General features: G+C 72.2%; 20 protein-coding genes and 1 tRNA gene. 5 read left to right on the top strand and 16 right to left on the bottom strand.

The genetic code is table 11. From position 1 onward, the window contains the following. From ACFQPP_RS10400 to ACFQPP_RS10450, 11 genes are all read right to left on the bottom strand, one after another. The gene (locus tag ACFQPP_RS10400) at positions 1 to 1,665 is read right to left on the bottom strand and encodes an ABC transporter substrate-binding protein (protein WP_376916519.1); all 1,665 of its coding nucleotides are present in this window, start codon (positions 1,663 to 1,665) and stop codon (positions 1 to 3) included. 218 nt (positions 1,666 to 1,883) lie between these two features. After that, complete coding sequence (locus ACFQPP_RS10405; protein ID WP_376916520.1) at positions 1,884 to 2,480, bottom strand: TetR/AcrR family transcriptional regulator; 597 nt, start codon at positions 2,478 to 2,480, stop codon at positions 1,884 to 1,886. Between the two features lie 46 nt (positions 2,481 to 2,526). Beyond that, on the bottom strand, positions 2,527 to 4,116 hold the full coding sequence (locus ACFQPP_RS10410; RefSeq protein ID WP_376916521.1) for an alpha/beta hydrolase: 1,590 nt from the start codon (positions 4,114 to 4,116) through the stop codon (positions 2,527 to 2,529). A gap of 57 nt (positions 4,117 to 4,173) precedes the next feature. Beyond that, on the bottom strand, positions 4,174 to 5,334 hold the full coding sequence (locus tag ACFQPP_RS10415; protein WP_376916522.1) for a DNA polymerase III subunit delta': 1,161 nt from the start codon (positions 5,332 to 5,334) through the stop codon (positions 4,174 to 4,176). A 3-nt stretch (positions 5,335 to 5,337) separates the two neighbouring features. Then, entirely contained in the window at positions 5,338 to 5,964 is a 627-nt protein-coding gene (tmk, locus tag ACFQPP_RS10420; protein ID WP_376916523.1) for a dTMP kinase, read from the bottom strand. A gap of 2 nt (positions 5,965 to 5,966) precedes the next feature. Beyond that, positions 5,967 to 8,639: a type I DNA topoisomerase gene (topA, locus tag ACFQPP_RS10425; protein ID WP_376916524.1), complete on the bottom strand. Its 2,673-nt coding sequence runs from the start codon at positions 8,637 to 8,639 to the stop codon at positions 5,967 to 5,969. Between the two features lie 108 nt (positions 8,640 to 8,747). Continuing rightward, positions 8,748 to 9,113 (bottom strand): hypothetical protein, encoded by a 366-nt coding sequence (locus ACFQPP_RS10430; RefSeq protein WP_376916525.1) that lies wholly within the window; start codon positions 9,111 to 9,113, stop codon positions 8,748 to 8,750. Positions 9,114 to 9,132: 19 nt separating this feature from the next. Next, positions 9,133 to 9,453 (bottom strand): hypothetical protein, encoded by a 321-nt coding sequence (locus ACFQPP_RS10435; RefSeq protein WP_376916786.1) that lies wholly within the window; start codon positions 9,451 to 9,453, stop codon positions 9,133 to 9,135. Beyond that, complete coding sequence (locus tag ACFQPP_RS10440) at positions 9,453 to 9,629, bottom strand: DUF4244 domain-containing protein (RefSeq protein ID WP_376916526.1); 177 nt, start codon at positions 9,627 to 9,629, stop codon at positions 9,453 to 9,455. The genes ACFQPP_RS10435 and ACFQPP_RS10440 overlap by 1 nt, the downstream gene beginning before the upstream one ends. A gap of 150 nt (positions 9,630 to 9,779) precedes the next feature. Further along, positions 9,780 to 10,616 (bottom strand): pilus assembly protein TadB, encoded by an 837-nt coding sequence (locus ACFQPP_RS10445; RefSeq protein WP_376916527.1) that lies wholly within the window; start codon positions 10,614 to 10,616, stop codon positions 9,780 to 9,782. Continuing rightward, positions 10,603 to 11,589, bottom strand: coding sequence for a TadA family conjugal transfer-associated ATPase (locus ACFQPP_RS10450; protein WP_376916528.1), 987 nt, complete (start codon positions 11,587 to 11,589; stop codon positions 10,603 to 10,605). The genes ACFQPP_RS10445 and ACFQPP_RS10450 overlap by 14 nt, the downstream gene beginning before the upstream one ends. A gap of 331 nt (positions 11,590 to 11,920) precedes the next feature. On the opposite strand from ACFQPP_RS10450, the gene acs reads away from it, so the two are divergent. Continuing rightward, positions 11,921 to 13,867 (top strand): acetate--CoA ligase, encoded by a 1,947-nt coding sequence (gene acs / locus ACFQPP_RS10455; RefSeq protein WP_376916529.1) that lies wholly within the window; start codon positions 11,921 to 11,923, stop codon positions 13,865 to 13,867. 80 nt (positions 13,868 to 13,947) lie between these two features. On the opposite strand, the gene ACFQPP_RS10460 is transcribed toward acs, so the two are convergent. Together ACFQPP_RS10460 and ACFQPP_RS10465 are read right to left on the bottom strand one after the other, a co-directional pair. After that, positions 13,948 to 14,406, bottom strand: coding sequence for a RidA family protein (locus tag ACFQPP_RS10460; protein WP_376916530.1), 459 nt, complete (start codon positions 14,404 to 14,406; stop codon positions 13,948 to 13,950). Beyond that, entirely contained in the window at positions 14,403 to 14,555 is a 153-nt protein-coding gene (locus ACFQPP_RS10465; RefSeq protein ID WP_376916531.1) for a hypothetical protein, read from the bottom strand. Before ACFQPP_RS10465 ends, ACFQPP_RS10460 begins: the two co-directional genes overlap by 4 nt. A 53-nt stretch (positions 14,556 to 14,608) precedes the next feature. On the opposite strand from ACFQPP_RS10465, the gene ACFQPP_RS10470 reads away from it, so the two are divergent. The 4 genes from ACFQPP_RS10470 (at position 14,609) to ACFQPP_RS10485 (ending at position 18,768) form a co-directional block, all read left to right on the top strand. Then, the gene (locus tag ACFQPP_RS10470; protein WP_376916532.1) at positions 14,609 to 17,191 is read left to right on the top strand and encodes a transglycosylase domain-containing protein; all 2,583 of its coding nucleotides are present in this window, start codon (positions 14,609 to 14,611) and stop codon (positions 17,189 to 17,191) included. A gap of 55 nt (positions 17,192 to 17,246) precedes the next feature. Next, a complete protein-coding gene (locus ACFQPP_RS10475) occupies positions 17,247 to 18,143 on the top strand; it encodes a metallophosphoesterase (protein ID WP_376916533.1) in 897 nt (298 codons plus the stop codon). 31 nt (positions 18,144 to 18,174) lie between these two features. Then, positions 18,175 to 18,251, top strand: a tRNA-Pro gene (locus ACFQPP_RS10480). Positions 18,252 to 18,354: 103 nt separating this feature from the next. Then, entirely contained in the window at positions 18,355 to 18,768 is a 414-nt protein-coding gene (locus ACFQPP_RS10485) for a hypothetical protein (RefSeq protein ID WP_376916534.1), read from the top strand. Positions 18,769 to 18,793: 25 nt separating this feature from the next. Here ACFQPP_RS10485 and ACFQPP_RS10490 read toward each other — a convergent pair whose 3' ends face one another. The 3 genes from ACFQPP_RS10490 to ACFQPP_RS10500 all read right to left on the bottom strand — a co-directional run bounded on the left by ACFQPP_RS10490 (position 18,794) and on the right by ACFQPP_RS10500 (position 21,723). Beyond that, complete coding sequence (locus ACFQPP_RS10490; RefSeq protein ID WP_376916535.1) at positions 18,794 to 19,393, bottom strand: thymidine kinase; 600 nt, start codon at positions 19,391 to 19,393, stop codon at positions 18,794 to 18,796. An 11-nt stretch (positions 19,394 to 19,404) separates the two neighbouring features. Then, on the bottom strand, positions 19,405 to 20,037 hold the full coding sequence (locus tag ACFQPP_RS10495; protein ID WP_376916536.1) for a sigma factor-like helix-turn-helix DNA-binding protein: 633 nt from the start codon (positions 20,035 to 20,037) through the stop codon (positions 19,405 to 19,407). A gap of 183 nt (positions 20,038 to 20,220) precedes the next feature. Beyond that, positions 20,221 to 21,723, bottom strand: coding sequence for a malate:quinone oxidoreductase (locus tag ACFQPP_RS10500; RefSeq protein ID WP_376916537.1), 1,503 nt, complete (start codon positions 21,721 to 21,723; stop codon positions 20,221 to 20,223). Positions 21,724 to 21,743 lie beyond the last annotated feature (20 nt).

The following is a 21,743-nucleotide window of genomic DNA, read 5'->3' on the forward strand; positions in this document are numbered from 1 at the left end:
CTACGACGTCAGCTCGATCATGTTGAACACCTCGTCGTTCACGGGGCTCGTCGGGTACGACTCGACGCGCTCCGAGAACGCCAGCGACGGGGCCGGGTGCGCGAGCGGCACGCCGGGCACGAACGTCGCGACCTCCTCGTTGATGGCCTCGTACAGCGGGATCTGCGCGTCGAGGTCGGGCTCGGCACGAGCGGCCTCGAGGTCGGCGAAGAGCTGCTGGTTGTCGAAGCCCCACTCGTTCGACTGGCTGCCGAAGAAGACGCCGAGGAAGTTGTCGGTGTCGTTGTAGTCACCCGTCCAGCCGAGCAGGTGGATGCCGTGGTCGGCGCCGCCCTGGATGCGGTCGAGGTAGTCGGGCGACCATGCGTTCGGCTGCGGGTCGACCGTGATGCCGACCTCCTCGAGCTGCGCGGAGAGGTTCGTGAAGATCTCCTCCGGGTTCGGCATGTACGGACGCGAGACGTTCGTCGGGTAGTTGAATTGCAGCGTGAAGCCGTCCGGGTAGCCGGCCTCGGCGAGCAGCGCGCGCGCCGCCTCCGGGTCGTACTCGTACTCGGTGACCTCGTCGTTGTAGCCGGCGACCGACGACGGGATGAACTGGTTCGCGACCTCGGTGCCCTCGGGCAGCGTCTGCGACACGAGCTGGTCGCGGTCGATCGCCATCGTGATGGCCTGGCGGACGCGGACGTCCTGCAGCTCGGGCACCTGCTGGTTCATGCCCAGGTAGAGGATCGTGAACGGGTCGCGCGACTCGATGAGGTAGCCGTCCTCCTCGAGCGCCGCCGCGTCGGCGGGGCTCACGAGGTCGTAGCCGTCGATGTCGCCGGCCTCGAGGGCCTGACGGCGTGCCGTCGGGTCGTCGATGACGCGGAAGATGATCTGCTGCACGTCGCCCTGCTCGCCCCAGTAGTCGCCGTAGGCGCTCAGCTCGAGCTGCGAGCCGACCTCCCACGAGTCGAACGAGAACGGGCCGGTGCCCACGGGGTGGCCCTGCGCGTACTCGGAGAGCGTCGGCGCCTCCTCGGTGCCGCCGACCTCGTCGGCACCGAACTCCTCGAGCGCCGTGGGCGACTGCATGGCGAAGGCCGGCAGCGACAGGGCGGCGATGAAGCCGGCGAAGGGCTTCGCGAGCGTCACGGTCGCCGAGAGCTCCTCGTCGGCCGAGCACGATGCGTAGACGGCGCCCTCGGGGCTGTCTGCGTAGCCCTTGAAGAGGCTCGTGTAGTAGTAGGCCATGCTCTCGGCCTGCGCGACGCCGGTGAAGTTGAACCAGCGGTCGAAGTTGAAGCACACGGCCTCGGCGTCGAACGCCGAGCCGTCGTGGAAGGTCACGCCGTCCTGCAGCTGGAACGTGTAGGACAGGCCGTCCTCCGACTGCTCCCAGCTCTCGGCGAGCAGCGGAGCGGGGTCGGCCGTGCCGGGCTCGACGCCCACGAGGCCCTCGAAGATCTGGCGCGAGACGCGGAAGGACTCGCCGTCGCTCGCGAACGCCGGGTCGAGGCTCGACGGGTCGGACGAGGCTGCGAAGACGAACGTCGAGTCGACGTCGCCAGCCTCGCCGGACTCCTCGCGGTCGCTCTGCACGCAGCCGACGAGCGCGACGGCTGCGGCGGTGGCACCGGCGAGCGCGACGAGCGCGCGACGCCTGGATGCGGGTCGGGACACGGTGACCTCCTGGGTCCTGGTGCTGTGACAGGCGTGCGACCGATGGCGACGGGGTCGGCCACGGCGCACGCGTTCGCTCGTACGCTACCCGCGCCGCGCACGCAGGATCGGCCAGACGGCGAGGTCGTGACCGGACCGTGACCAGACGGCGACGTCGTGTCCCGCAGGCCCCCGCGCGCCGCCGCGTCACGGCGCGCGGCGTCGCATCGCGCGCTCGGTCAGGAGGAGGCGGCGTCGCGCACCATGCGGCGCACCTCGTCGAACGTCGCGCGCACGGCATCCTCGAGGCTCTCCCCGCCTGCGCGGTCGACCCAGCGCATCCACCCGGCGCGCAACGCGCCCATCGCGACGAGCGCCGCGATGCGACCGCGCTCGTGCGGTCGGGCGTCGCCGTCGAGCTCGGCGCGGCGCTCCGCGAGCCGCACGAGCTCCTGCTCGATCTCCTGCCCCTGCACGACGCGCCTGGCGAAGAGCTCCGGATGCTGCCGCATGACGTCGCGGCGCAGCATGATGAGGTCGCGGTCGAGCTCGCGGTCGCCGAGCACCTGCAGCGCGATCGTCTCGAGCATGTCGAGCAGGTCGGCGCCCACGCGGGGATCGGCGTCGTCCGGGAACCGCATGGGCTCGCCGACGAGCGCCTCGTCGCGCGTCGCGAAGTAGTTGAAGAAGGTGCGCGGGCTCACGTCGGCGCGCGCCGCGATCGCGTCGACCGGCGGCTGCAGATCGCCGCGCTCGAGCGCGAGCTCGAGCGCAGCGCGCTGGATGGCCGCGCTCGTCCGGCGACGCTTGCGCGCCCGCAGTCCCTCGTCCGTCATGGGTCCATTGTTGCAGCCACTGCAAGGTTGCAGCGGATCATCGGCGTCAGCAGTCGGCGATGTCGCCCGACGGCGCCGTCCCCGTGAGGAAGTACTCGTCGACCGGCTCGTCGACGCACGCGTTGCCCTGGTTGTACTGCGAGTGCCCCTCGGCATCGACCGTGATGAGCACGCCGCTCGAGAGCTGCTCGGCGAGCGACACCGACTGCTCGTACGGCGTCGCCGGGTCGTTGATGCCACCGATCACGATGATGGGCTCCGCCCCGTCGGCGGTGATGACGTGCGGCTCGCGCGTCGCCTCGAACGGCCACGCAGCGCAGGTCGACATGCCCGTGAACGCCTGCCACAGCGTCGGCGCCACCTCGCGGATGGCCTCGGCGTTGGCGCGCACCTCGTCGAAGTCGGTGACGGCGGGCGCATCGAGGCAGTTGACGCCGATGAGGGCCTCGAACGAGTTGTCGGCGAAGGTGCCGTCGCCATTGACGCCGTAGTAGCGATCGGCCTCGACGAACGCGGAGTCGGCATCGCCAGCCAGCACGTCGGCGAACACCGAGCGCAGCGTCGTCCACTGCTGCGGCGAGTACAGGTTCGCGGCGATCGCCGTGAACATCGAGCTCGACCCCAGCTGCCGGCCGTCGCTCGCCGCGATGGGCGACGCCTCGAGCTGCGCGAGCAGCTCGCCGATCTGCTGCATGCCGCCGTCGACGTCGGAGGCGTCGAACGGGCACGTGCCCACGCTCTGGCAGTCGGCCATCCAGTTGCGCAGCGCGAGCTCGAAGCCGCCCGCCTGGAAGAGGGTGCCGTCGGCATCCGTCGCATCCGGCGCGACGGCCGCGTCGAGCACGAAGCGCCCGACGTGGTCCGGGAAGAGGTCGGCGTACGTCGCGCCGAGCAGCGTGCCGTAGGAGACGCCGAGGTAGTGCAGGCGCTCCTCGCCGACGAGCGCGCGGATGAGGTCCATGTCGCTCGCGGCCTGCTCGGTGCCCATGAACTCGAGCGCCTCGCCCGTGAACTGCAGGCAGGCGTCGCCGAAGCTCCCGGCCTCGTCGAGCTGCTGCTGCAGATCCTCGTCGGAGAGCGGCTCGGGCGCGGGGCCCTCCGGGATCTCGTAGAGGTAGTCGTACAGCGTCGACGGGTCGTCGTAGCAGGTGATCGGCGTCGACTGCCCGACGCCGCGGGGGTCGAAGCCGACGAGGTTGTAGTGCTCGAGCACCTCGGGTGCGACGAGGTACTCGCCGTAGTCGCGGACGTACTCGAGACCCGAGCCGCCCGGGCCACCCGGGTTGTACAGCATCGTGCCCCAGACCTCGCCATCGGCCGGCCGCACGATCATGCTCACCTCGACCGATCGGCCGTCTCCCGGCGCGAACCAGTCCATCGGCGCATCGATCGTGCCGCACGTCATGCCGCTCGCGCAGAGCGTCCAGTCGACGTCCTGCGCGTAGTACGGCTCGAGCGCGGCGTCGACCGTCTCGCCCGTGGGCGTGAAGTCGATGGCGCCGGAGCCGGGCTGCTGCGCCCCCGGCCCGCCACCGGGCTGCAGAGCCGGCGGCAACACGACGCATCCGGTCAGCGCGAGCGCGACCGCAGCGGCGGCCGCGGCCACCGTGGTGCCCAGACGGAGCGTCGAAGCCATGGGAGTCCCTTCGTCCGCGGCCATGCTACGGGCGGCCGCCTCGGTGTGCGATGCGGGTCAGCGCTCGTCGGGCATCGCGACCACGACGAGCAGCGCCTCGAGCGCGAGCAGCGGCGGCACGTTCGCCTCGATCCGCTCGCGCGCGACCTGGATCGCATCGAGCACCGCCAGCGCGTCCTCGGGGCGGCGACCTCGCGCCGCCTCCTCGATGCGGGCCCGCTGCGCCTCGTTCACGAGCTCGCTCGCGACTCCCAGCTGGGTGAGCAGGATGTCGCGGAAGAGCGAGAGGAGGTCGACGAGGATGCGGTCGACGCCATCGCGCAGGCCGCGCTTCGCGCGATCCTTCTGCGCCTTCTCGAGCTCGCGCAGCTGCCTGCGCAGCTGCGGCGGCACGGTGCCGCCCGGCGCGATGCCCAGCTGCCGCAGCGCCTGCTCGCGCTCGGCAGCGTCCTGGTCGGCGCTCATCGCCTCCGCGTCGGCGCCTGCGATGTCGACGTACCTCGCGGCAGCGAGCACGGCGTGGCCCGCGGTCTGCACTCGCAGCGCGACGTCGAGCGTCTCGAATCGTCGCGCGCGCGCCGCGTCGCTCGTCGCGAGCCTGCGCGCCATGCCGATGTGGCTCTGCGCCTCGCGGGCGACCTGCGCTGCGAGGCCGGGGTCGACCCCGTCGCGGTCGACGAGCAGCCGCGCCACGGCGTCGGGGTCGGGCACGCCGAGCGAGACGGTGCGCACACGGGAGCGGATCGTCGGCAGCAGGTCGCTCTCCCCCGGCGCGCAGAGGATCCACACCGTGTCCTCCGGCGGCTCCTCGAGCGCCTTCAGCAACGTGTTCGACGTGCGCTCGACCATGCGGTCGGCGTCCTCGACGACGACGACCCGGTAGCGCGACGACGCCGGCGACAGCGCCGCGCGCTGCACGGCCTCGCGCGCCGCATGGATCGAGATCGTCACGCCCTCGGTCGCGAGCACGACGAGGTCGGGATGCGTCCGCGCGTCGACCTGCACGCGCACGCGGTGGTCGATCCCCTCAGGCGGCGACAGCAGCGCCGCCGCGAACGCGAACGCGAGGTTCGACCTGCCGGAGCCGGGCGGGCCCGTGATGAGCCACGCGTGCGTCATGGCCGACGTGCCCGGCGACGACGCAGCGCGCCGCAGCGTCGCGACCGCGTCGTCCTGCCCGATGATCTCGGCCCACGGATCGCCCTCGGCTGCGACCACGCCTCAGCCCTCCAGCAGCGCCGCGACCCGCTCGCGCACGACGGCGTGGATCGCGGCCGGCTCGCCCGACGCGTCGACGACGAGGAAGCGCTCGGGCTCGGCCTCCGCCAGCGCCAGGTACTGGTCGCGCACGCGCAGGTGGAAGTCGTCGGGCGCCGCCTCGAGACGGTCGTACGGTGCGTCCGCACGGGCCGCCATGCGCCTGCGCCCCTCGACGGGGTCGAGGTCCAGCAGGATCGTGAGGTCGGGCAGCAGGCCGTCGACCGCCCACAGCGAGAGGCCGCGCACCTCGTCGGCGCCGAGCACGCGGCCCGCACCCTGGTAGGCGACCGACGAGTCGAGGTAGCGGTCCTGCAGCACGACATCGCCGCGGTCGAGCGCGGGGCGCACGAGCGTCGCGACGTGGTGCGCGCGATCGGCGGCGTAGAGCAGCGCCTCCGCACGGGGCGCGACGTGGCCGCGGCGATGCTGCACGAGATGCCGGATCTCGACGCCGAGGTCGGTGCCGCCGGGCTCGCGCGTCGTCACGACCGTGCGGCCGTGCTCGCGCAGCCACGCGCCGAGCAGCGCCGACTGCGTCGACTTGCCCGCGCCGTCGCCACCCTCGAGGGTGACGAACAGTCCAGCCACGCCTACTTCTTCGCCGGGGTGCGACGCTTCGCCGGCGCCTTGCGCGCGGGCTTCTTCGCCGGGCCCTTGTCGCGCTTGATCTGCAGCAGCTCGACGGCCCGCTCGAACGTGACGGCCGAGACCTCCTCGCCGCGCGGGATCGTCGCGTTCGTCTCGCCGTCGGTCACGTACGGGCCGAACCGGCCGTCCTTGACCTTGATCGGCTTGCCGCTCACGGGGTCGGCGTCGAACTCCGCGAGCGCCGACGACTGACGACGCGCACCGTACTTCGGCTGCGCGAGCTTCTCGATCGCCTGCTCGAGCGTGATCGTGAAGATCTCGTCCTCGCTGTCGAGCGAGCGCGTCTCGGTGCCCTTCGTGATGAAGGGGCCGTAGCGGCCGTTGCGCACCGTGATGGGCGTCGCCGACTCGTCTGCCGGGTCGACGCCGATCGTGCGGGGCAGCGAGAGCAGCGCGACGGCCGTCTCGAGGTCGATCGACTCGGGCGTCATCGACGAGAAGAGGGATGCCGTGCGCGGCTTCGGCGGCTTCGGCACCTTCTTCGGCTTGCCGGTCTTCGTGAGCGCGGGCTCGGCAGGCGTCTCGGGCTCGGGCTCGACCTCCTGCACGTACGGGCCGAATCGGCCGTCCTTCACGATGATCGACTTGCCGGTCTCGGGGTGCTCGCCGAGCACCCGCTCCTCGACGGGAGGGGCGTCGAGCAGCTCCTGCGCTCGCGCCAGCGTGAGCTCGTCGGGCGTGAGCTCCTCCGGCACGTTCGCACGCTGGATCGTGCCCTGCTCGTCGATGCGCTCGAGGTACGGGCCGTACTGGCCGACGCGGAGCGTCACGCCCTCGCCGAGGTCGATCGAGTTGACCGCTCGCGCATCGATCTCGCCGAGGTTGCCGACGACGTCGCGCAGGCCCGGCTTGCCGTCGTGGCCGCGGTAGAAGCGCGACAGCCACTCGACGCGGTCGGCGTCGCCGTCGGCGATGCGGTCGAGGTCGGCCAGCATCTCGGCGGTGAAGTCGTAGTCGACGTACTGGCCGAGGTGCTCCTCGAGCAGGTTCATCGTCGCGAAGGCGATCCACTCGGGCACGAGCGCGCCACCGCGGACGGTGACGAAGCCGCGGCGCACGATCGTGTCGATGATCGACGCGTACGTCGACGGGCGGCCGATCTCGAGCTCCTCGAGCGCCTTCACGAGGCTCGCCTCGGTGTAGCGCGGCGGCGGCGTCGTGACGTGGTCCTTGCGATCGAGGCTCTCGAGCGCCACGGCGTCCTTCGCCTTGACGTCGGGCAGCGTCGCGTCCTGCTCGGCGTCGTCGGCGTAGCGATCGACGTCCTTGCCCTCCTCGTAGGCCTGCAGGAAGCCGGGCTCGGTGATGACGGTGCCGGAGGCCGTGAACTCGGCGACGCCGCGGCTCGTGGGCGCCGACGCGATCGTGATCGTGGCCGTCTGCCCCGTGGCGTCGATCATCTGGCTCGCGACCGTGCGCTTCCAGATGAGGTCGTAGAGGCGCGACTCGTTGTCGGTGAGGCGGCCGGCGAGGGACTTCGGCGTCTGGAAGGCGTCGCCGGCGGGGCGGATGGCCTCGTGGGCCTCCTGCGCCGACTTCGACTTGCCGGAGTAGAGACGCGGCGCCTGCGGCACGGAGCCGTCGCCGTAGAGCGCCGCGGCCTGCGTGCGCGCGGCCGAGATCGCCTGCGCGGAGAGCGAGGGCGAGTCGGTGCGCATGTAGGTGATGTAGCCGTTCTCGTAGAGCGACTGCGCGACCGACATCGTCTGCTTGGCCGAGAAGCGCAGCTTGCGCCCCGCCTCCTGCTGCAGCGTCGACGTGGTGAACGGCGCCGACGGACGGCGGCGGTACGGCTTCGACTCGACGCCCGCGACCTCGAACGTCGAGCGCTCGAGCTCGTCGCCGAGCGCGGCGGCGCCCTCGGCGTCGAGGATGGTGCGCACGCCCTTGATCCGACCGCGGTCGTCGAAGTCGGAGCCCGAGGCGATGCGCGCGCCGTCGAGGCGCACGAGACGCGCGAGGAAGTGCTTGCCCTCGGCGTCGAACGTCGCGGCGAGGCTCCAGTAGGCGGCGGGCACGAACGCCATGCGCTCGCGCTCGCGATCGACGATGAGTCGCGCGGTGGGCGACTGCACGCGGCCGGCGGAGAGGCCCTGGCGCACCTTGCGCCACAGCACGGGGCTCACCTCGTAGCCGTAGAGGCGGTCGAGGATGCGGCGGGTCTCCTGCGCGTCGACGAGGTCCATGTCGAGCTGGCGCGTGTTGTCGCGCGCGTGCTCGATGGCCTCCTTCGTGATCTCGTGGAAGACCATGCGCTGCACGGGCACCTTGGGCTTCAGCACCTCGAGCAGGTGCCATGCGATGGCCTCGCCCTCGCGGTCCTCATCGGTGGCGAGGATGAGCTCGTCCGCATCCTTCAGCGCCTTCTTGAGGTCGGTGACCGTCTTGCGCTTGTCGTCGTTGACGACGTAGTAGGGCTCGAAGCCCGACTCGACGTCGACGGCGAACTTGCCGAAGGGCCCCTTCTTCATCTCGGCGGGCAGATCCCGCGGGCTCACGAGGTCGCGGATGTGCCCCACCGAGGCCATCACCTTGTATCCCTCGCCGAGGTAGCGCTCGATCGTCTTGCCCTTCGCAGGGCTCTCGACGATGACGAGCTTCGTGCCATCTGCCAACGCTCTTGTCCTTCCCGCTGACGCGCCCTCACCATACATGCGCCGTCCGACCCGGTCGGCCACGAGGGTGGCGCCGTTCGCGGCGAGCGTGTGCGGCGCGGTGGCCGCTCACGACGCGTCCCCCTCGCCGCGACGTGGGCCTGCCACGGCGAGCGCCGCCACCGGCAGCCCGCTCGCGTCGACGAGCCGCACCGTCGCGTCGAGGCCCTGGAGCCCGCACGACGCGACGATCGCGTCGTTCGCCGCGGCGACGAGCGCTGCCCGCGCGCACGGGTCGGCGTCGACCCAGCCGGCGGCGGCATCGGCCGCAGCCAGCGCGGACGCGTCGGCTGCCGCAGCGACGCGCGCGGAGGCCACGACGAGCGCGCACGCCGCGAGGGCGACGGCGGCCGCGGCGACCGTGGCTGCCACGAGCGCGAGCGCGAGCACCGCGCCGGCTCCCCGCTCGTCGTGCAGGCCGCCGCGGCGCGTCACCGGCGACCGCATCGTCGCATCACCGGCCACCCGCATCGGCGCAGCTCGATGCCGCGAGCGGCAGGGCGCCGCCGAGCACGGTCGTGCGCAGCGTGACGCATGCGAGCCCCTCCGTCGTCTCGACGCCGACCTCGGCGCCGATGGCATGCGGCTCGGGCGCGTCGCCGCGTGCCACGGCGCGTGCCGCATCGCCGGCGGCGTCCTGCAGCGCGACCTGCTGCGCGGCCGCACCCACCCCGCCGATCGCGAGCGCAGCCACGAGCGCCACGGCAGGCAGCGCCGCGGCGAGCTCGGCCGTCACGGCGCCGAGCTCGTCGCGCACGCCGCCGCCGCGGCGCATCACCGCTGCACCGTGAGTGCTTGCTGCACCATGTCGGTGAGGATCGCGCGCACCTCCTCGCTGCGCAGGATCACCACCAGGAGCCCCGCGAACCCCACAGCCGCCATCGTCGCGATGACGTACTCGGCGGTCGCGGCCCCCCGCTCGTCGTCGACGAGCATCCTCAGCCTGTCCATGGCACTCCTCCTCCTCTGCGCGTGCTCCGCGCGGGCCACCACCACAGCAGGCCTCGCCGCCCCGCATCGCCGGCCGCGACGCGACTGTGGACGACGCGCGTCTGTGGAGACCTCGTGGCCGCACCGTGCGCGGCGCGACGTCGACGCGCGTCAGGCGAGCGGGCCGATGGCCTGCTGCAGCATCGTGAGCACGAGCGGCACGATCGCCAGGAGTCCGAACGCGGGCAGCACGCACACGCCGAGCGGCACGACGAGGCGCACCGACGCGCGCTCGGCCCGCTCCTGCCCGGCGAGCCGCTCGCGCGTGCGGGCCGCATCGGCCTCCGCTCGCAGCAGGGCCGCAGCGGGCACGCCCGCCGCCTGCGCGATGCGCAGCGTCTCGTCGACGACCTCGGCGTCGACCCCGACGACGCCGTGCGCAGCGAGCGCGCCCGCGACGACGGCGCGGGCGCGATCGACGCCGATGCCGCCCGAGAGCGCGATCGCCACGAGCTCGAGCTCGAGACCCGCCGTCGGGCGCCCGCGAGCGGCCGCGCGCACGATGCGACGCGTCCAGGCCCAGGCGACGCCGCCGAGCGACAGGCCGAGGGCGAGCGAGGCGAGGCCGATGGGAGACCCCACGAGCGCGCCGACGGGGTCGAGACCGAGGAGCATGCCGAAGACGATGCCCACGAGCGGCAGCGCCGCGACGACCCTCGCCGTGGAGCGCGGGGCGGCGAGCGCGACGTCGACGGCGCGCGATGCCGCGGCCCGGTCGCGCAGCGTGGTCGCGAGCCGCGACAGCACGCCCGCGACGGGTGCGCCCGCGTGCGCGGCGACGTCGAGCGCGGCGTCGCACAGACTCCAGGCCTCCTCGTGCGCGGGGTCCCGCACGTCTCGATCGACGCCGACGTAGCCCCAGGCCGCTTGCAGCGGCACGCCGCCCGCCGTCACGGCCGCCACCCGCTGCACGTGCGTCGCGACGGCCTCGAGCTCACTCGCGCGCATCGACGACCTCGAGCGTGCCGCCCCGCATCGCGAGCGCGCCGAGCGCGGCGACGCGTCGTCGCTCGCCCGCCCGCTCGACGTGCAGCACGGCGTCGAACGCGCTCACCGCCTGCCTGGCGAGCGCGTCCGGCGAGAGCCCGGCCAGCGCGCCGAGGGCCTCGAGCCTCGCGGGCACGTCGGCGAGCGCGTTGGCGTGCAGCGTGCCCGCTCCCCCGTCGTGGCCGGTGTTGAGCGCGGCGAGCAGCTCGCGGATCTCGGCGCCCCGGCACTCGCCGAGCACGAGACGGTCGGGTCGCATGCGCAGGGCCTCGCGGACGAGCCGGGCGAGGTCGACCTCGCCCGCGCCCTCGAGGTTCGCCTGCCGCGTCTGCAGCGCGACGACGTGCTCGTGACGGATGCGCAGCTCGGCGACGTCCTCGATCGTCACGATGCGCTCGCCGGGCGCCGCTGCCGACAGCATGGCGCCGAGCAGGGTCGTCTTGCCCGAGCCGCCCGCGCCAGACACGAGCACGTTGGCACGGCGCGCGACGAGGGCGTCGATCGCCGCGCGAGGCACGAGCACGAAGGCTCCGGCCGCCTCGAGCGCGTCGAGGCCCAGCGCGTCCGTGCGCGGCAGACGGATCGACAGCTGCGTGCCCGCGACGGCGACGGGCGGCAGCGCGACGTGCACGCGCACGCCGTCGTGCAGCCGCACGTCGACGCACGGCGTCGCCTCGTCGACGTGCCTGCCTCCCGCCTCGACGAGCCGCACCGCGAGCGCGCGCACGCGCCGCTCGTCGAGCACGAGCGAGGTCGGCTCGGCACCCCTGCCGCGGTCGACCCACACGCGGCCCGCACCGACGAACACGTCGGTCACCGCAGCGTCGCCGACGAGGGCGGCGAGCTCGCCGAACTCGCGCATGGGGGCTCCGGAGGCGCCGAGCCGCGCCAGGGGCGCGACCGGCAGGCCGGCGACGAACGGGATCCCTCGCATGCTCAGCACCATGCCGCAGCGCCGAGCGTCGTCGGCGAGGCCTGTGGATGCTCGCCGCGATGCCGCGCATGGGGAGACCGCCGGACGCAGAAGGCGGCGCCCATTGGGGGGAACGGACGCCGCCGCAGTCGCGCGGATCGGGGGAATCCGACTGCTCCTGCCGTGTCGACACGGGATCGACACCCGGAGCATACTCCGCCGCCTCCCCGTCGGCGGAGTGCCCGGCTGCCCCGCGTCGCGCGCTCGCCATCGAGCGTGCCCGGGCGACGGCCGCCCCTCGGGCATCCCCTAGGGTCGAGACGTCACGTCCGCATGCAAGGGAGCACCCGACATGACCGAGCACCTCGCGCACCTCGCCGACACCGAGCAGCGCACCTTCCCGCCCAGCGACGCGTTCCGGGCGCAGGCGATCGCCGATGCGGGGATCTACGACGAGGCGCGGGCCGACAGGCTCGGGTTCTGGGCCGATCGGGCGCGCGAGCTGCACTGGCACCGCGACTTCACGGAGGTGCTCGACTGGCAGCCGCCGCACGCGCGCTGGTTCGGCGACGGGCAGCTGAACGTCGCGTACAACTGCCTCGACCGGCACGTCGCGGCGGGCCACGGCGACCGCGTCGCGCTGCACTGGGAGGGCGAGCCCGGCGACCGGCGCACCGTGACGTACGCCGAGCTCACCGCCGAGGTGCAGCGCCTCGCGAACGTGCTCGAGGCCGCAGGCGTCGGTGCGGGCGACCGCGTCGCCATCTACCTGCCGATGCTGCCCGAGGCCGTCGCCGCGATGCTCGCGTGCGCACGCATCGGCGCCATCCACTCCGTGGTGTTCGGCGGCTTCAGCGCCTCGAACCTGCGCATGCGCATCGACGACGCGAGGGCGCGCTTCGTCATCACCGCCGACGGCACGTGGCGCAAGGGCAAGGTCTTCCCCCTCAAGCCCATCGTCGACGAGGCGCTGCGCGAGGACGGCCACGAAGTGACGGGCGTGCTGGTCGTGCGCCGCGGCGAGAACGACGTCGAGTGGGTCGACGGCCGCGACCGCTGGTACCACGAGGCGATGGCCGAGGTCGATGCCGACCACGAGCCGCAGGGCTTCGACGCCGAGCACCCGCTCTTCATCCTCTACACCTCCGGGTCGACGGGGAGGCCGAAGGGCATCCTGCACACGTCGGGCGGCTACCTCACGCAGGCGGCGTTCACGCACCGCACGGTCTTCGACCTGCACCCCGAGACCGACGTGTACTGGTGCACGGCCGACGTCGGCTGGATCACCGGCCACTCCTACGTCGTCTACGGGCCGCTCGCGAACGGTGCGACGCAGGTGCTGTACGAGGGCACGATGGACACCCCGGGTCCCGAGCGCCCGTGGCAGCTCGTCGAGCGCTACGGCGTCACGATCCTCTACACGGCGCCCACGGCCATCCGCACGTTCATGAAGCTCGGCCGCCAGCACGTGCAGTCGTCGGACCTCTCGAGCCTGCGCGTGCTCGGCACCGTCGGGGAGCCCATCAACCCCGAGGCGTGGATGTGGTACCGCGAGGTCGTGGGCTCGAACCTCGCCCCGATCGTCGACACGTGGTGGCAGACCGAGACCGGCGCGATGATGATCGCGCCCCTGCCCGGCGTGACGGCGCTCAAGCCCGGCAGCGCGCAGGTGCCGCTGCCCGGCATCGAGATCGACGTCGTCGACGAGCAGGGCGCCCACGTCGAGGACGGCGCGGGAGGGCTGCTCGTCGTCACCGAGCCGTGGCCGTCGATGCTGCGCACCATCTGGGGCGACGACGACCGCTACCGCGAGACGTACTGGGAGCGGTTCGGCGACCGCTACTTCGCCGGCGACGGCGCCCGCCGCGACGAGGACGGCGACATCTGGCTGCTCGGCCGCGTCGACGACGTCATGAACGTGTCGGGCCACCGCCTGTCGACGGCCGAGATCGAGTCGTCGCTCGTCGGGCACGAGTCGACGGCGGAGGCCGCGGTCGTCGGTGCGTCGGACGAGACGACGGGCCAGGCCGTCGTCGCCTTCGTCATCCTGAAGGCGCGGTTCGCGGATGCGCAGACCGTCGAGGAGGCCGAGGCCGCGCTGCGCGCGCACGTCGCCTCCGACATCGGCCCCATCGCGCGTCCGCGGCAGGTCTTCATCGTGCCCGACCTGCCGAAGACCCGCTCGGGCAAGATCATGCGGCGGCTGCTGCGCGACCTCGCCGAGGGCCGCGACCTCGGCGACACGACGACGCTCGCCGACCAGGGGGTCGTGGAGGCCATCCGCTCGCAGCTGCGCTGACGCGACGACGCGGATGGACCGAGGTCCTCGGCTCCTCCTCCAGGGGCAGCCGAGGACCTCGGTCCGTCTGCGGGTCGTGCCTAGGCGAACTCGGCGATGAGCTCGATCTCGACCGGAGCGCCGAGCGGCAGCTCGGCGACGCCGACCGCCGACCGCGCATGCACGCCCGCGTCGCCCAGCAGCTCGCCGAGCAGCTCGGAGGCCCCGTTCACGACGCCCGGCTGCCCCGTGAAGCCCGGCGCGCTCGCGACGAACCCCGTGACCTTCACGATGCGGGTCACTCGGTCGAGCGAGCCGATCTGGGCCTCGACGGCGGCGAGGGCGTTGAGGATGCACGTGGCGGCGTAGCCCCTCGCATCCTCGGGCGACACGTCGGCGCCCACCTTGCCCGTCGCAGGCAGCGCGCCGTCGACGAAGGGCAGCTGGCCGGAGGTGAAGACGTGGCTGCCCGACACGACGGCGGGCACGTAGGCGGCGACGGGCGCGGCGACGGCCGGCAGCGCGAGGCCGAGCTCGGCGAGCCGGTCGGCGACGCTCACGCCTTGGGCCGCTTCAGGAACGCGACCATGCCGCCCTCGGTGCCCGTCGCGATGTGCACGAGCTCCCAGCCGTCGGCGCCCCAGTTGTTGAGGATCGCCGTCTCCTTGTGGATGAGCAGCGGCGTCGTGGCGTACTCCCAGTTCGTCATGGGGCCTCCAGAGGATCCATCGGTTCATAGCGTGGTGCCGTACCCTCGCTAGCATGCCAGCCCGCTCGACCGCCAAGCATGCGCCGGGATCCCTGCTCGGGAGCCTCCTCGGCCTCATCGGCTTCAGCGTCGTCGCCGGCCTCCTCGTGAGCGCCACCGTCACGCCCGCCGTCGCCGTCGCCTCCAGCACCGCCAACAGCGGTCTCGACATCTTCGAGAACCTCCCCGAGTTCGCGCAGATCGAGGAGCAGTCCGAGGTCTCGACGATCTACGGCACACTCGACGGGGCCCCGACGCCCATCGCCGAGTTCTACAGCCAGAACCGCGAGATCATCTCGCTCTCCCAGGCCGGTCAGTGGGCGCCGCTCGCGGCGATCGCCGGAGAGGACCGCCGCTTCTACGACCACGGTGGCGTCGACGCCCCGTCGATCGCGCGGGCGGCGGTCGGCCAGATCACCGGCGGCTCGGGCGGAGCGTCGAGCCTCACGATGCAGCTCGTGCGCCAGCAGATCGTCGAGATCGCGTGCCAGATCGTCGACGTCGACACCGGCGAGCGCTACGACCCCGAGCTGTGCGCCGACCAGACGACCGACTCGTACGGGCGCAAGCTGCAGGAGATGCGCTTCGCCATCGGCCTCGAGCAGCGGTACACGAAGAACGAGATCCTCGCGGCGTACCTCAACATCGCGAACTTCGGCAACGCGACGTACGGCATCCAGGCCGCCGCGCAGCGCTACTTCGGCGTGAACGCCGACCAGCTGACGATCGCGCAGGCCGCCTCGATCATGACGATCGTGCAGAACCCGTCGACGCTCAACCTGTTCTCGCCGGACAACTACGAGCGCAACGAGGTGCGTCGCAACTACATCGTCGACGCGATGCTCGAGGTGGGCTACATCACGCAGCAGCAGCACGACGAGGCGGTCGCGACGCCCGTCGACGAGGCGTTCATGAACGTCCAACCCGCGGGCTCGGGATGCATCGCCTCCTACTACGGCTCGACGGGCTTCTTCTGCGACTACGTGCAGCAGCTCCTCCGGAATCCGCAGGCAGACGGCACGTACCTGCTCGGTCAGGACATCGAGGCCGCGACGCGCGCGCTCAACCTCGGCGGGCTGCAGGTCTACACCTCCATCGACGTCGGGCTCAACGAGCAGGTGCAGGGCGTGCTCGACGAGTACACGCCGATCGACGAGACGAGGCTCGAGCTCGGCGGTGCCGTGACGATGCTGGAGGTCGGCTCCGGGCGCATCCTCTCGATGGCGCAGAACAAGGACTACGGGCTCGGCGCGGAGACCGCGACGGAGACGTCGGTGAACTTCAACGTCGGCGGTTCGGAATGGAACGGCGGCGGGGGCTTCCAGCCTGGATCCGGCTACAAGATCTTCACGCTCGCTGCGTGGATCGAGGCCGGCTACTCGGTGAACACCTCGCTCGACACCTCGCGACGTGAGCGCACGATCGACGTGTGCGGCTCGCGCCTGTCGGACGGCAACCCGCAGAACAACGAGGGCCGCACCTTCAACCGGCAGACCGTGCTGGGCATCATGCAGAACTCCCTAAACACCGGGATCATGGAGATGGGCACGCGCCTCGACGTCTGCGACGTCTTCGACGTGGCGACGCGCATGGGCACGACGCCCGCAGACGGTTCGGACTATCCGACCCAGGCGGGCGGAGGCTGGGGCTACGCGCCGGCGCTGATCGGCGGCACCGGCAACGTCACTCCCATGGGCATGGCCGAGGCGTTCCAGACGGTGGCCAACGGCGGCGTGCACTGCGAGCCCACGGCGATCGATCGCATCATCGCTCGCGATGGCAGCGAGATCCCCGCGCAGGAGCGCCAGTGCGAGCGTGCCATCAGCCCCGAGGTGGCATCCGTGATGCAGTACGTGCTGCAGGAGGTCACGAACGCCAACCCCGCGAACAACCCGCCAGGCGCCGCGCCCGTGATCTCGAAGACCGGAACGAGCAACAACGTCGTGCAGACGTGGGTGAACGGCGCCTCGTCGTCCGTGGCGTCCAGCGTCTGGATCGGCAACATCCGAGGACAGGTCGGTCTGCGCGATGCGGGTGGCCAGGAGATGTGGGACCGGCGATCCGTGGTCTTCCGTGCGGTCATGGGGGCAGCGCTCGAGCGCTACCCAGGCGGCCAGTTCCTGCAGCCCGATCCGGAGACGCTGCAGGGGAACGCGGTCGAGCTTCCGAACGTCGCCGGGCAGACCCCCGACGAGGCTCGTGCAGCGCTCGAGGCGGCGGGCTTCTCCGTCGTCGTCGGCTCGACGGTGGCTGGTGCGCAGGAGGCGGGTCGCGTCGAGTACACCTCGCCCGGTGCCGGATCGCTCGTCCTGCCGGAGACCTCGATCACGCTGCTCGTGAGCGACGGGTCGCAGTTCACGCCACCCGAGGCGCCCATCCCCAACCTCGAGGGGCAGTCGCTCGCCGACGCCAGGGCGTCGATGGGCTCGGCGGGCTTCGATCCCGCCAACCTGCAGATCACATGGGCCAGGGCCTCGGGCGGCGAACGCTGCCAGGTGCTCGACCAGAACCCGGATGCGGGCACGAACGGCCCGCCCACGGCACCCGTGTCGATCGTCGTCGGCGCGTCGAGGGACGGCGAGGACCCTGGCTGCTGATGCTGGTGGGCGCGCCCTCGGCATCGCCGGGGGCGCGCTCGCGGGCGTCGGCATCGTGACCGCCGCCTACGCGACGCTCGTGGAGCGCACGGCGTTCCGGGTGCGGCACGAGCGCCTGGCCGTGCTGCCGCCGGGCAGCGCGTCCATCCGCGTCCTGCACCTCGCCGACCAGCACCTCGCGCCCTGGCAGCGCGGCAAGGTGGAGTGGCTGCGGTCGCTCGCGGCGCTCGAGCCCGACCTCGTCGTCTCGACGGGCGACGCGCTCGGCCACCGCGACGCCATCCCGGCGCTCGCCGAATCGCTCGAGCCGTTGCGCGGCATCCCCGGCGTCTTCGTGCACGGCTCGAACGACGTCTACGGACCGGTGCTCAAGAACCCGCTGCGGTACGTCCTCGGGCCGTCGTCGCGCGGTGCGCGGCGGCACGAGCCCGACCTCGACACCGCGGCCCTCGAGGCCGTGTACGCCGATCTCGGCTGGCTCGACCTCGACAACGCCGCACGCGGGCTCGAGGTCGCGGGCACGCGGCTCGAGCTCTTCGGCGTGCACGACGCGCATCACGGCTGGGACCGGCTCGACGTGGTCGCCGACGAGCTCGCGACGCTGCGCACGGAGGCCGACTGGACCCCGGGCACGGGCGGCCCCGTGTCGATCGGCGTCACGCACTCCCCCTACCGCCGCATCCTCGACGCCTTCGTGCGCGAGGGCGCCGACGTCGTCTTCGCCGGGCACACGCACGGCGGACAGGTGCGCATCCCCGGCGGGCCCGCGCTCGTCGCCAACTGCGACGTGCCGCGCGAGCAGGCGTCGGGCGTGTCGACGTGGCGGCACGGCGGCGCGAGCGCCGTGCTGCAGGTGTCCCAGGGCATCGGCACGTCGATCTACGCGCCGTTCCGGCTCGGCACGCCGCCCGAGGCCGTGCTCGTGTCGCTGGAGGCCCGCCGGATCGGCTAGCATGGACAGGTTGCTGCGGAAGCGGCAGCACCGGGGTGTGGCGCAGCTTGGTAGCGCGCGTCGTTCGGGACGACGAGGCCGCAGGTTCAAATCCTGTCACCCCGACCAGCACGAAGGCCCTCTCCACGCGGAGAGGGCCTTCGTCGTGTCGCAGTCGCGGCCGGCGCGCGCGCAGGCTACGCGGAGCACTTTGTCGGGTGACAATCAGACAATGACGGCGCAGCGCGAAGAGACTCGAGAAATGAGCGTTCCCTCACTTGGCATCCTGTCGACCCTCGTCCTGGCGGCCTCCGCCTTCACCGGCATCGCGCTCTCGGCGCCTGTGGCTCACGCGAGCGCAAGCACGCCTTCATCGCAGGTGATGCCAGCCCATACGGCCGCGTCGCCGACGCTGGCTCGTGCTGACAGCCTCGCAGCGACTCCCTCCGGTTGCGTCTGGTCGCTGTCCGGCCAGTACTCCGCGCGGGCAACCTGCAGCAGTGGACCCGGCCAGTACCGCCTCGTCGGCCGCTGCACGAACGGCACCGCTCTCTATGGCCCCTGGCGCGTCGCGGGAGGCACGCCGCAGACGTCGACGATCTCCTGCGGTCTCGGGATCCGCGAGGCATGGATCGAAGTACGTTGACGGCTCGGATGCCTGGGGGGCCCGGTCAGGCGAGCACGCCGCCCGACTCGCGCAGGTAGCACGTCGCGCAGAGCGACTCGTACGCCACCGCCTCGCCGTCGATCGCCACCTGGTCGCCCTCGAACACGAAGCGCTCGCCCACGCGGCGGCCGTTGAAGAGCGCCTTGCGACCGCAGCGGCAGATCGTCTTCAGCTCCTCGAGCGAGTGCGCGATCTCCATGAGGCGCGCGGAGCCCGGGAACGCGTGCGTGCGGAAGTCCGTGCGGATGCCGTAGGCGAGCACGGGGACCTCGTGGAGCACCGCGATGCGCAGCAGGTCGTCGACCTGCGGGGGCGAGAGGAACTGCGCCTCGTCGACGAGCAGGCACGCGACGCGATCGCCACCCGGGTCGCCGCCGGCCGCGTGCACGAAGGCCGGCAGCATGCCGTCGGCGGGGCCGACGCAGAAGTCCGCGTCGCGAGTGACGCCGAGGCGCGAGACGATCGCGCCGTCGCCCTTCGTGTCGGCCGCCGGCTTCGCGAGCAGCACGCGCTGGCCGCGCTCCTCGTAGTTGAAGGCCGCCTGCAGCAGCGCCGTCGACTTGCCCGAGTTCATCGCCCCGTAGCGGAAGTAGAGCTTTGCCACGAGGATCCAGGCTAGAGGATGCCGTCCTCCGTCGCGCGCACGATGAGGTCGGCGCGCTTGCCGGCCGCGCGATCGACGGCGGCGTACTTCTGGCGCACGCGCCGCAGGAACGTCTTCGCCGTCTCGTACTTCACGTTCATCGCCGTCGCGACCTGCTGCGTCGAGTAGCCCTGCACGTAGTACGTGAGGGCCTGGCGCTCGCCGGGGCTGAGGCGCGGGCGCTCGAGCGGGGCGCTGCGGCGCACCACCGGCACCTGGCGCTGGCTCGCGCGACGGATGGACTGCACGATCTCGAGCATCGGGGTCTTGCGGGGCAGCGCCTCGGCCGCACCGGCCTGCAGGGCCTGCCTGTGGTCGACCGATCGGTCGTCGGCGACGATGACGACCTGCGAGCCGGCGGCGACGCACGCCTTGATGCGCGACGCGATGGTCGTGGACTCGTGGCGCAGCTCGCCGATGAGCGTCACGTCGGGCGGGAAGGACTCGTCCATCGCGAACTCGCGGAACGTCGACGCGCACACGACGACCTCGAGATCCGGCGCATTCCGCTCGAGCCATACGGTCAGGGACTCGAGCAGGATCGCGAAGTCATCGATGATCCCGAGGGTGACGCGGCCTCGAGTTCGCGCAGCATCCGAACTCATGCTCGGATCGTACCCCAGGAATTGAGCAACCGTCACAACTTCTCCACATCGACGATCTCGACGCGGATTCCGGGCGGCAAGGGCACCCCTGGCGCAAGGAACCCGCGCCGTATGACGCTTCTCGCGTCCTGCCCGGCGCCGACCGGCGACGGCGAGGGCCGCCGCGCAGGCGAAGGGCGTCCGCTACGCCGACGCCTCGACGACCGCCGTGCTCGACGCACCATCGAGCCCCAGCGTGCGCGCCGTCGACGCGATGCTCGCACGCGCGGCCTCGCGGTCGTCGTTGAGGCGCGTGCCGAACGACGGGACGAGCCGCTCGATCTCGCCGCGCCAGCCCGCGAAGCGGTCCGGGAAGCAGCGCTCGAGGATCGTCAGCATGATGGGCGCCGCCGTCGACGCGCCAGGCGAGGCGCCCAGGAGGCCCGCGATGGTGCCGTCCGCACCCGTGACGACCTCGGTGCCGAACTGCAGCACGCCGCCCTTCTTCGGGTCGCGCTTCATGACCTGCACGCGCTGCCCCGCCGTGATGAGCCGCCAGTCGGAGCTCTTCGCGTTCGGCACGAACTCGCGCAGCGCCTCCATCTGCTTCTCCTTCGTCGACAGCACCTCGCCGGCGAGGTACGTCACGAGGCCGAGGTTCGCGAGACCCGCCCGGATCATCGGGTAGAGGTTGTGCGGTCGGATGGTGGAGAAGAGGTCGAGGTTCGAGCCCGTCTTCAGGTACTTCGGGCTGAAGCCGGCGTACGGGCCGAAGAGCAGGCTCGCCGAGCCGTCGACGACGCGCGTGTCGAGGTGCGGCACCGACATGGGCGGCGCGCCGACGCTCGCCTTGCCGTAGACCTTCGCGAGATGGCGGTCCACGATCGCAGGGTCGTCGGTGCGCAGGAACTCGCCCGTGATGGGGAAGCCGCCGAAGCCGCGCGCCTCGGGGATGCGCGCCTTCTGCAGCAGGCGCAGCGCGCCGCCACCGGCACCCACGAACACGAACCGGGCTCGGATGCGCGAGGGCGTGCGGCCGACCTCGTCGCGCAGGCGGATCGTCCAGATGCCGTCCTTGCCGCGACGCAGCCCCTCGACGCTCTTGCCCGTGCGCACGCGCGCCCCGCCGCTCTCGATGCCCTGGAAGAGCAGGCGAGAGAGCGCGCCGAAGTCGACGTCGGTGCCCGACGTGATGCGCGTCGCCGCGATCGGCTGATCCTTGCGACGCCCCGGCACGAGCAGCGGCGCCCACCGGCGGATCTGCGCGACGTCGGTCGAGAACTCCATGCCCTCGAAGAGGGGCTCGTCCTTCAGCGCCTCGTAGCGGCGGCGCAGGTAGTCGACGTTCTCCTCGCCCCAGACGAAGCTCATGTGCGGCGTCGCCGAGATGAAGGCCGACGGGTCGGGCAGGAACCCGTCGTCGACGAGCGACGACCACAGCTGCCTCGACACCTGGAACTGCTCGTTGATCTCGATCGCCTTCTTGGGCGAGATCGTGCCGTCGGGCCCCTCCGGCGTGTAGTTGAGCTCGCAGAGGGCCGCATGGCCCGTGCCCGCGTTGTTCCAGGGGTTCGAGGACTCCTGCGCCACCTCGCCCAGGCGCTCGAACACCTCGATGCTCCAGTCGGGCTCGAGTCGCTGGACGAGAGCGCCGAGCGTGGCGCTCATGATGCCACCGCCGATGAGGGCCACGTCGATCGTCTTCATCGGCACCCATCGTACTCGCG

The sequence above is a fragment of the Agrococcus sp. GCM10030265 genome, from assembly GCF_042666675.1.
Lineage (GTDB): Bacteria > Actinomycetota > Actinomycetes > Actinomycetales > Microbacteriaceae > Agrococcus.